11 protein-coding genes are annotated in these 12,718 nt (G+C 68.6%); 9 read left to right on the forward strand and 2 right to left on the reverse strand.

The window, feature by feature from the left end:
* Window positions 1-181: 181 nt before the first annotated feature.
* Entirely contained in the window at window positions 182-1,399 is a 1,218-nt protein-coding gene (locus VD997_07640; protein ID HYE61855.1) for a glycosyltransferase family 4 protein, read from the reverse strand.
* A gap of 217 nt (window positions 1,400-1,616) precedes the next feature.
* Between VD997_07640 and VD997_07645 the strand changes: the two genes are divergently transcribed.
* The 9 genes from VD997_07645 (at window position 1,617) to VD997_07685 (ending at window position 11,477) form a co-directional block, all read left to right on the forward strand.
* Window positions 1,617-2,024: a FeoA family protein gene (locus VD997_07645; GenBank protein ID HYE61856.1), complete on the forward strand. Its 408-nt coding sequence runs from the start codon at window positions 1,617-1,619 to the stop codon at window positions 2,022-2,024.
* Window positions 2,021-4,036: a ferrous iron transporter B gene (locus VD997_07650; GenBank protein HYE61857.1), complete on the forward strand. Its 2,016-nt coding sequence runs from the start codon at window positions 2,021-2,023 to the stop codon at window positions 4,034-4,036. Before VD997_07645 ends, VD997_07650 begins: the two co-directional genes overlap by 4 nt.
* Window positions 4,036-4,194, forward strand: a complete 159-nt coding sequence (locus tag VD997_07655; GenBank protein ID HYE61858.1) for a hypothetical protein — start codon at window positions 4,036-4,038, stop codon at window positions 4,192-4,194. The genes VD997_07650 and VD997_07655 overlap by 1 nt, the downstream gene beginning before the upstream one ends.
* A gap of 60 nt (window positions 4,195-4,254) precedes the next feature.
* Complete coding sequence (locus VD997_07660) at window positions 4,255-4,518, forward strand: type II toxin-antitoxin system RelE/ParE family toxin (protein ID HYE61859.1); 264 nt, start codon at window positions 4,255-4,257, stop codon at window positions 4,516-4,518.
* Between the two features lie 8 nt (window positions 4,519-4,526).
* Window positions 4,527-4,850: a helix-turn-helix transcriptional regulator gene (locus VD997_07665; GenBank protein HYE61860.1), complete on the forward strand. Its 324-nt coding sequence runs from the start codon at window positions 4,527-4,529 to the stop codon at window positions 4,848-4,850.
* Between the two features lie 135 nt (window positions 4,851-4,985).
* Window positions 4,986-5,786, forward strand: coding sequence for a pyridoxine 5'-phosphate synthase (locus tag VD997_07670; protein HYE61861.1), 801 nt, complete (start codon window positions 4,986-4,988; stop codon window positions 5,784-5,786).
* Window positions 5,787-5,955: 169 nt separating this feature from the next.
* Window positions 5,956-6,462: a DinB family protein gene (locus VD997_07675; protein HYE61862.1), complete on the forward strand. Its 507-nt coding sequence runs from the start codon at window positions 5,956-5,958 to the stop codon at window positions 6,460-6,462.
* A 230-nt stretch (window positions 6,463-6,692) separates the two neighbouring features.
* A complete protein-coding gene (locus tag VD997_07680; GenBank protein HYE61863.1) occupies window positions 6,693-8,192 on the forward strand; it encodes a folylpolyglutamate synthase/dihydrofolate synthase family protein in 1,500 nt (499 codons plus the stop codon).
* Window positions 8,193-8,243: 51 nt separating this feature from the next.
* The gene (locus VD997_07685; protein HYE61864.1) at window positions 8,244-11,477 is read left to right on the forward strand and encodes a class I tRNA ligase family protein; all 3,234 of its coding nucleotides are present in this window, start codon (window positions 8,244-8,246) and stop codon (window positions 11,475-11,477) included.
* A 106-nt stretch (window positions 11,478-11,583) separates the two neighbouring features.
* On the opposite strand, the gene VD997_07690 is transcribed toward VD997_07685, so the two are convergent.
* Window positions 11,584-12,718, reverse strand: a 1,135-nt coding sequence (locus tag VD997_07690; GenBank protein HYE61865.1) for a hypothetical protein, incomplete at its 5' end; no start/stop codon positions are given.

Consider the following 12,718-nt stretch of genomic DNA (forward strand, 5'->3'; position numbering starts at 1 on the left):
GCTGTTTGGGTCAGGCGGCGCGGTGTGCGCCATCTGGAACATGCACCCGGGTTTTGCGGGCGGCCAGCGAAGTGGGAGATTGGTTGTAAGTCGTCTGGCTGGAGGTGGATGCGCGGCGTCTCTCGCGGCTCGCGGCAGCATCGGCCCACTCGGATGGGGGTGCACAGCAACCCGGCTCGGGTTAGATCATTGGGGCCGTGGTCGCCAGCTGGACCAGCGGCGCGACCGGGTGGTCGGGCTGGGAGAGAGCCTCAATGGAGAGGCCCATCGCGGCGAGCGCGGCGGCGAGGCCGCGGACTGGGTCGGCCCGCCGGCGCCAGTCCTGGAGCATGCCCAGGGAGTTAGCGCGGTACACAGGGTTTCGGCGCTCGTCGGTGGCATCGAGCAGGGCGGTGGTGAGGAGGCGGTGGTTGCCGACGGGGAAGATGCGGCCGTTGACGCCCTCGCCAACGACCTCGGGCGCGGCGCCGGTGATGGAGCTGACGACGATGGCCATGCCGGCGGCGACGGCCTCGCAGATGACGAGGCCGTAGGGCTCGTACTCCGCGGGGTGGACGAGCACGTGGGAAGCGCGGTAGATGGCGCTGACGTCCTTCTGGCTGCCCACAAAGCCGGTGAAGATCACGCGGGAGCGGAGGTGGGCGGGGACGCGGGCCTTGAGCTGCGGCTCGAGGGGGCCGCTGCCGACGATGACGAGGTCCCAGTCGGGGCGCTTCGTGGCGATGGATGCGAAGGCGTCGATAGCGAGGTCGACGCGCTTGATGTCGATCAGGCGCGAGCAGGCGACGATGCGCTTGCGGGCGGGATCGAGGTTGTAGCGGGCGAGGACGGGTGCGATGTCCGCTTCGGTGAGCGACTGGATGAGCTGGTAGTCGGGCTCCACGGGGCAGATGTGGATGCACTCGGGGGGGAAGTTGTAGAAGGTGAAGAAGTCGGCACCGTTGCGGCCGCAGACGAGGACGCCATCAACCATGCGGCGAATGGCGGAGAGGAACCATTTTTTGAGCCAGCCTTTAAGGCCGCCGGGGCGCGTGGAGCGGACGTTGCTGTCGGCGAACACGAGCACGGTGATGTTGTGCTTGTGGCACCAGCGGATGACCAGAGCGCGGCAGACGTCGGCGTAACCGCCGATGACGACGGCGTCGATGTTGCTCTGCTGAATCCAGCGGGTGACGCGCTGGGCCTTGCGGTAGTCGGCGATCGTGTCGGCCAGAGTGCGGGTGCGGACGCCCTCGCCGGGGCCGACGCAGTACGGGTGGATCTCCGCGACTTCTTCCAGGGACCAGGGCTGATCGCCCTCCTCAAAGAGCGAGCAGGTGGCGATCTTGACACCAGGGATCTCGCGCGCGAAGCGGAGGAAGAGGTGCACCCAGTAGGGCGTGAGGACGTTGGTGACCATGCCCACAGTGATAGATGCGGGTGGTGGGTTGGCTGTGGACATAGAGGTGGGCTTGGCGGGGTGCGGTGCGGGCTCGCGTCACTTTATTATCGGCGAGGAATCAGGGTGGGGTGAGAGGGGAATGTTGCGAGTGAGTCTCAACTGCGCTACCGTTTGAGGTGGTGAGCTGGAACCCCCGGTTTGGGCGGGGTTTGGCTGCCGCCGGTTGAGGACTTGCATGGGCGCAGGCTGTGACGAATGCTGCGGGGCCGCGGGCGAAACGCCGGTGGTGGTGACGTGCGGGGTGTCTGTCGGGGCGTCGGCACCGCGTCTGGGCGACTCTGTAAAGGCGGATACGTCCGGAGCTTGCGCCCCGGTCTCGTATGTCGCGCTGACGACCCTCAAGCCCGGTCAGACGGCGGTCGTACGGACCACCAGTCTGGACGCTGGGGATGCGGACCTGCTGCGGGCTATGGGGCTGCGGCTGGAGGCGCGGGTGCGGCTGTGCCGGCTGGGCGAGCCGTGCATCGTTGAGGTCATGGGCGGGGGCGAGAGCTGCGGTCGCAAGGGCGGGTGCGTGTGCCGGATCGGGCTGGCGCGGCCGCTGGCGGAGAAGGTCCTCGTGGGCAGCGTCGAGGGCGGATGAGCACTGTCGCAACGGGCAGCGGGGCCGTGGAGCAAGGGCTGAAGCCCGCTCTGCCGACGCGCATCGCGCTGATCGGCAATCCGAACACGGGGAAAACGACGCTGTTCAACCGGCTGTCGGGGCTGCGGCACAAGACGGGGAACTTCCCGGGGACGACGCAGGAGGCGCGGCGGGGGACGGTGCGTGTCGATGACGGCGCGTTCGAGCTGATCGACCTGCCGGGGGTCTACTCGCTGGAGCTGGAGCAGAGCGAGGCGGAGGTGTGCCGGCGGGTGCTGGCGGGGACGCTGGCGGCGCCGGGGCGGGAGGCGACGGCGCCCGACGGCGTGCTGGTGGTGGTCGACGGCACGAACCTGGCGCGGAACCTGGTGCTGGCGGGGGAGGCGCTGCGGCGGCGGCTGCCGACGGTGGTGGCGGTCAACATGATGGACCTGGCGCGCCGGCGCGGGCTGGTGATTGATCTGGCGATGCTGGAGGAGCGGCTGGGTTGCCGCGTGGTGGGGATCAGCGCGCGGAGCGGCGAGGGGCTGGAGGAGCTGCGGACTGCCTTGTGCGCGGCCCGCGTGCCGAACCGCACGCCGCCGGGGACGCGCGAGGGCGTGGAGCGGTGGGCGGATGAGACGTATGACGCCGCGACGGCGGTGGTGGAGACCGGGCCCAACGCGGTGGCGGTGGGGATGGACACGCTGACGGACCGGTTGGACCGCGTGTTCACGCACCCGGTGCTGGGGCTGGTGGTGTTCGCGGCGGTGATGACGGGGCTGTTCTGGGTGATCTTCACGCTGGCGCAGATCCCGATGGGGCTGATCGACACGGTGTTCGGCAAGGCCACGGCGTGGCTGGACTCGGTGCTGCCCGCGGGCATCCTGAGCGACTTCCTGTCGCACGGCGTGGTGCAGGGGGTGGGCGCGACGGTGATCTTCCTGCCGCAGATCTGCCTGCTGTTCCTGCTGATCTCGCTGCTGGAGGACACGGGGTACCTGGCGCGCGCGGCGTTCGTGATGGACCGCGTGCTGCGGCCGTTTGGCTTGCCCGGGCACTCGTTCATGCCGCTGCTTTCGAGCCACGCGTGCGCCCTTCCGGGGATCATGGCGTGCCGTGCGATACCGGACCGGCGGGAGCGGCTGGCGACGATCCTGGTGGCACCGTTCATGAGCTGCTCGGCGCGGATCCCGGTGTACGTGCTGCTGACGTCGATCCTGTTCGCGGACCGGCCATTGATGGGGGCGGTGGCGTTCACGGGCTGCTATGTGCTGGGGATCGTGGCGGCGCTGGTGACGAGCCTGCTGTTCCGCCGGACGATCCTGAAGGGCAAGGGGCGACCGATGGCGCTGGAGCTGCCGAGCTACAAGCGGCCGAGCGTGCGGACGGCGCTGCTGGGGACGTGGGACCGGGCGTTCGTGTTCGTGCGGAACGCGGGGACGAACATTTTGGCGATCGTGATCGTGCTGTGGTGGCTGGGGGCGTACCCACGGGTGGAGCCGCCCGCGGCGGCTGTGCAGATGCGGGAGCAGGCGGCGGCGGTGGAGGCGAGTTCGCCCGAGCAGGCGGAGGAGCTTGTGGGCGCGGCAGAGCGGATGGAGCACCAGCACGCGAGCCGTCACTCGTTCCTGGGGCGGATCGGCACGGCGGTGGAGCCCGTGCTCCGGCCGCTGGGGTATGACCGGCAGCTGAGCGTGGGCGTGATGGCGAGCTTCGCGGCCCGTGAGGTGTTCGTGTCGACGATGGCAGTGGTGACGACGGGGTCGGAGGATGCGGAGGACGAGGGCGTGCTGGCGGAAGTGGCCGCGGCGAAGCGGGACGACGGGACGCCGGTGTTCACGATGGCGGTGTGCTGGTCGCTGCTGGTGTACTACGTGCTGGCGATGCAGTGCCTGCCGACCTTGGCGGTGACGGCGCGGGAGGCGGGGGGTCTCAAGTGGGCGCTGCTGCAGCTGGGGTGGATGACGGGGGTGGCGTACGTAGCCTCGCTGGTCGTGTACCAGGTGCTGGCCGGGCTGGGGGGTGCGTGATGCCGTGGGGGGATTGGCAGTTTTGGGTGGTGACGGCGGTGGCCGCGTGTGCGCTGGTGTTTGTAGTGCGCGAGGTGCTGCCGTTTGGGTGGAAGCGGAAGAAGAAGGGGAAGGCGGCGAGCTTGACGGTGGAGGGGAAGGCGATCAGGAAGCCCTGAGCTTGTCAACCGCCTGGCCGCCGATTGACATACGATGTCAAGTGCTGGTAGCGTTGCATTGTGGCTGATGTCGTCTTGACACCCGAGGCGCAGGAGCAGCTGGAAGCGCTGCCGCTCACGATCCATGCACGGGTCGTGCGGGTGTTCGAGCGGCTGGAGGACTGGCCGACGGTGAGCGGGGCGAAGCCCCTCAGGGGCGAACTCGCGGGGTACTACCGCGTCCGTACTGGTGACTACCGCGTGCTGTTTACGGTTGAGGGCGCGGGGCGGAACGCCCTGGTGACAGTCGTCCAGATCGGGAAGCGGGATGGGTTTTACGACTGAGGTGGAGCATGGATAGGGCCAATCTGAACTTGGATGGACGCGAGTACGTGGTTCTGCCACGAGAAGAGTTTGAACGGCTGAGCGCGCTTGCGAAGTTGCCGCCCCTGCCGCGGGCGAACAAGCGCGGGGAGGTGGCGGCCGTGGCGTTTGGTCGCGCATCGCTGGCCCGCAAGATCATGCGGACGAGGATCGATGCCGGCCTGACTCAGAAGGAGCTTGCATCGAAGGCGGGGATCCGGGTGGAAACGCTGTGCCGGATCGAGGCGGGCAAGCACACCGCGACGCCTGCGACTGTTCAGAAGATCGAGAGGGCTCTACGGGCGAAGGGTTGAGGGAGGGCCGCCCCTCCGGGGCTCTGAGGCTGCGCACCTCGGACCCAGGGTTCCGCTCAAGGACTCGCTCCACCCTGGGCTACTTTCGGCCGCCCCTACCGGGGCTCAGGAAACGCAGGCTCGTATCATCGCGGCATGCCCCTCCTCTCCGTGAACATCGACCACGTCGCGACGGTTCGGCAGGCGCGGTACCGCAATGCGCCGGAGTTTGGTGAGCCGGACCCGGTGCGGGCGGCGCATGAGGCGGAGCTTGGAGGCGCGGACGGGATCACGGTGCACCTTCGGGAGGACCGGCGGCACATCACTGATCGCGATGTGGAGCTGCTGCGGCCGTATGTGCGGGTGCGGTTCAACTTTGAAATGGCGGCGACGGACGAGATGGTGGCGATCGCGCGGCGGATCCGGCCGCACTCGGCGATGCTGGTCCCCGAGGGGCGGGCGGAGGTGACGACCGAGGGCGGGCTGGACGTCGCGGGGCAGCTGGCGCGGCTCACGGACATCGTGGCGCGGCTGAAGGATGGCGGGTGCCTGGTGTCGGCGTTTATCGATGCGGAGGAGCGGCAGGTGGAGGCCGCGGCGAAGGCGGGGTTCAGCGTGTGCGAGGTGCACACGGGGCCCTGGGCCGAGGTGTTTGCGCGGCACGGCGGGGACCTCATGCGGGATGAGGTGTTCGGTGAGCTGGAGCGGGTGCTGCGGGCGGGGAACGCGATCCTGGAGGCGGGGATGCGGTTCAACGCGGGGCATGCGCTGAACTACCAGAACGTGAAGGCGATCGCAGGGCTGCCCGGGGTATCGGAGCTGCACATTGGGCATGCGATTGTGAGCCGTGCGGTGTATGTTGGATTACGGCAGGCGGTGGCGGAGATGAAGGCGGCGATGGCGTCGGCGGGTGAGGTGATTGAGCAGGGCGAGCACGATCACGAGCACGAGCACTAAAAAGGAAGACAAAACACGGAGGCACGGAGAGCGGGCGGGGCGGGAAGAGGCGGGTGGAAGAGAGGCATCGGGGCAGGTGGCATTCAGGCATCAAGGGTGAGAATCAAGCAGTCTTGCCTCCGTGATCTCCGTGCCTCCGTGTTTGGTATTCCATCGAGGAGGACCAGCCATGAACTCGACGGTGCACACGGGTGTTTCGCGGTATGGGCGGCTGCTGGCGTACGAGGTGGAGGCGACGCGACGGGCACTGACGTCGATCGAGAGCGTGCCTGCGGAGGGGCGGCGGCACCCTGGGTTTGAGCGGGCGATCGCGGTGATGTCGCACGTGCAGCTGGCCCGGTTCGTGTGGCTGGCGCGGGTGGAGGGGCGGCCCTACGAGAACCCCAAGGACTGGTTCCCGGTGTGGACGCTCGAGCAGACGCGACTCGCGGCCCAGGAGCAGGACCGCGAATGGGCGGAGTTCCTGCACGCGCTGAGCGACGGGGACCTTGGGACCACGGTGGGCTACACCAGCAGCGAGGGCGAGGCGAAGGTGCGGGTGCTGGACGACATCCTCACGCACGTGTTCAACCACTCGACGTACCACCGGGGTCAGGTGGCACGGCTGGTGCAGGAGTGCGGGGGCGCGCGGGCGGTGACGGACTACATCACGCTGGTGCCGCTGCTGGATCAGTAAGGCGGTGTCTGGCAGCAAGCGCTCGCGCCTGGGCTGAAAACAAGAAGCAGGGGCACTCCGGAGCTTGCGCTCGGGTCTTGTATCCACTTCGCGGCTGGCACGTAGTGCGCGTGGCGCACAGAGTCAACGCCTTGCGCGGATTCGGGTTGTGACCGGCACGCGTTGGTGGGGTGAAGAACCAGTGGTCAACGCGCTTTGGTTTTGCGCGCTTCCTGCTACCATCGAACGAGATGTCGCAAGTGACGGAGAGTGGAGCACGGGTGGGCGGGTATGGACGAGGGGTGCAGGTGGGGGACGGCGTGTCGAACAAGCCGCGGAAGTCAGCGATGACGAAGGGTTTCGAGACCTTCGACGAAGCAATGGAGTTCCTGCGCACGCGCGTGAACGTGGAGCAGACCCGCCCTTCGCAGGTGGACGCGGTGCAGGTGTTCAACCTGGACCGCATGACGGCGCTGATGGCGGCGCTGGGCGACCCGCAGAAGGCGATCCGCACGGTGCACGTGGCGGGCAGCAAGGGCAAAGGCAGCGTGTGTGAGATGGCCGCGGCGGGCCTGCAGGCATGCGGGCTGACCGTGGGGCTGTACACCAGCCCGCACCTGGTGAACCTGACCGAGCGGATCCGCATCAATAAGAAGGAGATCGCGGGGGGCGAGTTCGCGGAGCTGCTGGAGCGGGCGGCCGCGGCGGCGGAGGACCTGCCCAAGCGGCTTGGCGAGGTGACCTACTTCGAGTTCCTCACGGCGGTGGCGTTCCAGTACTTCGCCGAGCAAGCAGTCGATATCGCGGTGGTTGAGGTGGGGATGGGCGGGCGCGTGGACGCGACCAACGTGATCATGCCGGAGGTGACGGCGATCACGGCCATTCAGCTGGAGCACACCGCGATCCTGGGGGACACGCTGGAGAAGATCGCGGCGGAGAAGGCGGGCATCATCAAGGCGGGCGTGCCGTGCGTCACGGTGCCGCAGCACGAGAAGGTGATGGAGGTGCTGCGGGCCAAGGCGGCGGAAGTGCAGACGCGCCTGGAAGTGCTCGGTCAGGAGATCGACTTTACCTACCGCCTGGAGGCGAGCCACAACATCGGGCCGCACGCGCGGGTGTGCCTGAGCAGCCCGCGGAGCAACTTCGAGCACGTGCCGGTGCCGCTCAAGGGCGAGCACCAGGCGCTCAACTGCGGCCTGGCGCTGGCGATCCTGGACCGGCTGCGGGAGCGGGGGATCGAGACGCCCGAGGGCAAGGTGGCGACGGGGCTCTCGCGGACGGTGGTCAACGGGCGGCTGGAGCTGGTGCACACGCACCCGCGGGTGTACATCGACGGGGCGCATAACCCCGAGTCGATGCAGGCGCTGATGAAGGCCGTGGGCTCGCACATCCGGTATGACTCGATGGTGGTGGTGTTCGGGTGCGCGGCGGACAAGGACGTGCCGGCGCTGCTGAGCGCGGTGGCGACGGGTGCGGACAAGATTTTCTTCACCAAGGCCGAGGGCAGCGGGCGGGCGGCGGACCCGCGGGAGCTGCACCGCAAGTTCGTGGAGCTGGGCGGGAAGATGGCGCACCACGTGAGCAACCTGACCGAGGCGATCCGCAGCGCGGGGAACGCGGTGGCGTCGCGGGACAAGGACATCATCCTGATCACCGGGTCGTTCGCGATCGCGGGCGAGGCCAAGCGGCTGCTGCGGGAGAAGTACGGGCCGCCGGCGCAGGCGATCGAGCCGAAGCCGTTCAAGCGGTGATGCTGTAATTGGGGGGCAAAGCGGGCGGGTGGGTCCCTAAAGTGGCGTCCCATGAGTGATGCCGCGAAGACGACTGACTCCGCGAAGAACCAGGGCGATACGCCCCCCCACCGCTATAACGCCGCGCTGGCGCAGGAGATCGAGGGGCGGTGGCAGCAGCTGTGGGCGGAGCAGCGGACGTACTACACGCCCAACCCGGGCGAGCCGGGGTTCGACGCGAGCAAGGCAAAGAAGTACATCCTGGACATGTTCCCCTACCCCAGCGGCGTGGGGCTGCACGTTGGGCACCCGCTGGGGTACATCGCGACGGACATCTATGCGCGGTACCTGCGGATGGCGGGGTACAACGTGCTGCACACGATGGGGTTCGATGCGTTCGGGCTGCCGGCGGAGCAGTTCGCGATCCAGACGGGCACGCACCCGCGGGTGAGCACCGAGCGGAACATCGCGACGATGCGGCAGCAGCTCACGCGCCTGGGGCTGGGGCACGACCCGCACCGCAGCGTGTCGACGACGGACACGGACTTCTACAAGTGGACGCAGTGGATCTTCAAGCAAATTTATGAGAGCTGGTACGACGAGAAGGCGGGGAAGGCACGCCCCATCGCGGAGCTGGTGCGCGCGTTTGAGTCCGGCGCGGTGGCCACGAGCAGCGGGCGGGCGTGGAAGGAGCTGAGCGAGGGCGAGCGGCGGGCGGAGGTCGACGGGCGGCGGCTCGCGTTCCTGTCCGACGTGCCGGTCAACTGGTGCCCGATGCTGGGGACGGTGCTGGCCAACGAGGAGGTCACGGCCGAGGGGCGGAGCGAGCGCGGGAACTTCCCCGTGTACAAGCGGCCGCTGCGGCAATGGATGATGCGGATCACCGCGTACGCGGACCGGCTGCTGAGTGACCTGGAGAAGGTGGACTGGCCCGAGCCGATCAAGCTGATGCAGCGGAACTGGATCGGCAAGAGCGAGGGCGCGCACGTTGAGTTTGAGCTCGAGGATGTCGCTGAAAAGGTGACGGTCTTCACCACGCGCCCCGACACGCTGTTTGGCGCGACGTACATGGTGCTCAGCCCCGAGCACCCGCTGGTGGATCGGATCGCGCCGGCGCAGTGGCTCAAGCCCGGGGCCACGACCATCGTGCAGAAGGAGTGGCGCGGCGTGTTCCCGGGGGCGCCGGCGGGCGGGTACGGCACGCCCAGCGAGGCGATCGCCGCGTACCGCGCGTACGCCAAGGGCAAGACGGACGAGCAGCGGACCGAGGCCAAGGAGAAGACAGGCGTCTTCACGGGGGCGTACGCGATCAACCCAGCAACGGGGACGCCGATCCCGGTTTTCATCGCCGACTACGTGCTGATGGGGTACGGCACGGGCGCGATCATGGCGGTGCCGGCGCATGACGAGCGCGACTTTGAGTTCGCCCAGGCGCTTAACCTGCCGATCCGCGACGTGGTGTACCCGCCGGACGTGCTGGCCCTGCGGCACTTCGCCCAGCACGCCTACCAGAACAGCGCGGCGCCGGCATACTGGCGCGAGCAGCTGGCCGACTTCATGGGCCTGGTTATCACCAGCGAGCAGAAGTACCCGTACGAGGAGGCGCTGCTGATCGTGCGCAAGCGGCGCGGCGAGCCCACCGACTCGGCCAAGCAGAGCGGGCGCGGCAAGGTGCAGGGCCAGTGGCTCAAGACCCTCGAGAAGATCGACGTGCGCAGCGCCGACGAGCTCAAGAGCGTGTTCGCGAGCGCGGCGTACTACCGCAAGCTGGGGCACGCCTTCACCGAGCACGGCACGGCGGTGAACTCGTCGGGCACGTACTTCTCGATCACCGGGCTGCCCACGCCCGAGGCCAAGGCGTCCATCACGAAGTCGCTGGAGGAGCGGGGCGCGGGGCGGAGGGCGGTGACGTACAAGCTGCGGGACTGGCTGTTCAGCCGGCAGCGGTACTGGGGCGAGCCGTTCCCGGTGGTGTACGACGAGGCCGGCGTAGCCCACGCGCTGCCCGACTCGATGCTGCCGCTGCTGCTGCCCGAGCTCGAGGACTTCCGGCCCGAGACCAGCGATGACCCCGACGCCCCGGTGCGGACGCCGCTCAACCGGGCGCGCGAGTGGGTGAGCGTGACGCTCGACCTGGGCGACGGGCCCAAGCGGTACACGCGCGAGACGAACACCATGCCCAACTGGGCGGGGTCGTGCTGGTACTACCTGCGGTACCTGGACCCGGCGAACCCGCGGGCGTTCGTCGACAAGCACGTGGACCAGTACTGGATGGGCAGCAGCGGCGCGACCGGCGGCGTTGACCTGTACGTCGGGGGCGTCGAGCACGCGGTGCTGCACCTCCTCTACGCGCGGTTCTGGCACAAGGTGCTGTTCGACCTGGGGCACGTGTCAACGCCCGAGCCGTTTCAGAAGCTGTTCAACCAGGGGTACATCCAGGAGTTTGCCTTCAAGGACCCGCGAGAGATCTACGTCGACGCCTTCAAGGTGACCGACGCGCAGGGCCGCAACTTCATGGAGTTCAAGACCGAGCTCAAGGACTCGCCCGGGCCGTGGCTTTACGACGGGGAACAGGTCATCCGCGAGTACGGCAAGATGGGCAAGAGCCTGAAGAACGCCGTGTCGCCGGACGAGATGTTCACGGAGTTCGGCTGCGACACGCTGCGCGTCTACGAGATGGCGATGGGGCCACTCGAGGCGAGCAAGCCGTGGAACACGCGGGACATCATCGGTTCGTACCGGTTCCTGCAGAAGGTGTGGCGGAATCTGATCGATGAGGGCACGGGCGTTTCGCGGTGCGCGGAGGTGGAGGCGGACCGGGCCAGCCTGCGGCTGCTGCACAAAACGATCATCGGCGTGCGGCGCGACATGGAGTCGCTGGGCTTCAACACCGTCGTCAGCAAGCTCATCGAGCTGAACAACCACCTGGGGTCGCTGCCGGCGGTGCCGGTGAGCGTCGCGGCGCCGCTGATCCTGATGCTGGCGCCGCTGGCCCCGCACCTGGCGGAGGAGCTGTGGCACCGCGTGATGCGGCTGCCCCGGGACCCGAAGGCGGAGCGGCGGTCGATCGTGTACGAGCGGTTCCCGATCGCCGACGAGAAGCTCGCGGCCGACGACGAGATCGAGATCCCCGTGTCGGTCATGGGCAAGCTGCGGAGCAAGATCACCGTGCCCGCGGGCAGCGACGGCGCGGCGATCGAGGCCGCGGCGAAGGCGGACCCGCGCGTGCAGGAGCTGATCGCGGGCAAGGCGATCAAGAAGGTGATCGTGGTGCCGGGGAAGATGGTGAACTTCGTGGTGGGGTAGGTCCGGAAGTGCCACGATCATGCTTCATGATCGTGCCTGTCGGGCCGGTCGCGACGGTTGCACTTCGTGCGAGCACGATCACGAGGACGTGATCGTGGCACATCACTTACTTCGACTCGATCACCACCGGCACCGTCACGCGCTGCGTCCAGCTGGTGGGCGGCAGCGTCCACCAGAGCACGGCCTCGGGGTCTTCGACGCGCGGGAGCGAGAGGTCGAAGGGCATCTCCTCAAACTCGACCTCAGCCTTGAGGCGGTCGGCGAGGGTGGCCTTGATCGCGTCGAGCGACTTGCGGGTGTCGGGGAAGTCCACGAGGTAGGTGCGCGGCGTGGTGGGCGTGAACTCGCCGAGGACGGGGGCGGGGAAGCCGGGCGCGCCTCTGGTGATGAAGGGGTTCACCGGGTCCCTGGAGGTGATCAATGGCGCCTGGGCCTCGGTCGCGACAGAGCTGGGGCTGCGGGGAGCGGGAGCGAGGGCCACCACGACCTCCTGCGGCACGTCCTTGGAGAGACGCCAGGTGCGGCCGTCCTTGAGGGTGTCCATCGCCTCCACCTGCGCGAGCTTGCTCAGATCGCGGGCGCCGACGCGGATCACCAGCCGGCCCTCGCGGGCGAGGCGGAGGATGCGCTCGTCGGTCATTTCCTCTGGCGCGGGCGCCGGGGCGGTCATCGCCATGGTCGTCGCATCGCGCGAGGAGGGCTCGTCGGCGATGGTCGTGCCCTCTGCCAGCATCCGCTCGTGCTCGCGCTTGGTGGCCGCATCGCCGGCGTCAGGCGCGGTGGGGTTGTGGGTGGCGATGGGGCCGATGGGCTTGGGCTTGACGAGGACCGAGCCCCAGTAGGCGGCGCCGCCGACCAGCAGCAGCAGGCCCGCGGCGAGGGCCAGCTGCGGGGCCATGCGGTGGAGGGCGCCGTTGCCCCGCTTGGTCACTGTGCGCGTCGCGATGTTGATCGGCGGGTGGTCGCTGACGTTGTCGCCGTTGGTCAGGCCCACCAGGGCGTCGCGCTCGAGGGCGGCCATGACGCGGTCCATCAGCTCGGCGGGGGCTCGCTCGTCGCCCAGGGACTGGAGGGCGCGCCGGTTGGCCTGCATCTGGCGGACCCGCTCGGAGACGCCGGCGCGGGTGGAGGCTGAGCGGTTGCTCTCCTCGATGCGGGACAGCTTGCCCTCGATCCACTCGAGCATGTGCTCTTCGTTGAGCGGGGGGGGCGTGGCGTCGCCGGGGTTGGTCGGGCGGGTG

This window comes from Phycisphaerales bacterium, from assembly GCA_035627955.1.
GTDB lineage: Bacteria > Planctomycetota > Phycisphaerae > Phycisphaerales > UBA1924 > JAEYTB01.

Bases quoted from the DNA above. Each gene is read 5' to 3' on its own strand.
- VD997_07640 (HYE61855.1), bottom strand. From the start codon at position 1,399: ATGGTCACCAACGTCCTCACGCCCTACTGGGTGCACCTCTTCCTCCGC.
- VD997_07645 (HYE61856.1), top strand. From the start codon at position 1,617: ATGGGCGCAGGCTGTGACGAATGCTGCGGGGCCGCGGGCGAAACGCCG.
- VD997_07650 (HYE61857.1), top strand. From the start codon at position 2,021: ATGAGCACTGTCGCAACGGGCAGCGGGGCCGTGGAGCAAGGGCTGAAG.
- VD997_07655 (HYE61858.1), top strand. From the start codon at position 4,036: ATGCCGTGGGGGGATTGGCAGTTTTGGGTGGTGACGGCGGTGGCCGCG.
- VD997_07665 (HYE61860.1), top strand. From the start codon at position 4,527: ATGGATAGGGCCAATCTGAACTTGGATGGACGCGAGTACGTGGTTCTG.
- VD997_07670 (HYE61861.1), top strand. From the start codon at position 4,986: ATGCCCCTCCTCTCCGTGAACATCGACCACGTCGCGACGGTTCGGCAG.
- VD997_07675 (HYE61862.1), top strand. From the start codon at position 5,956: ATGAACTCGACGGTGCACACGGGTGTTTCGCGGTATGGGCGGCTGCTG.
- VD997_07680 (HYE61863.1), top strand. From the start codon at position 6,693: ATGTCGCAAGTGACGGAGAGTGGAGCACGGGTGGGCGGGTATGGACGA.
- VD997_07685 (HYE61864.1), top strand. From the start codon at position 8,244: ATGAGTGATGCCGCGAAGACGACTGACTCCGCGAAGAACCAGGGCGAT.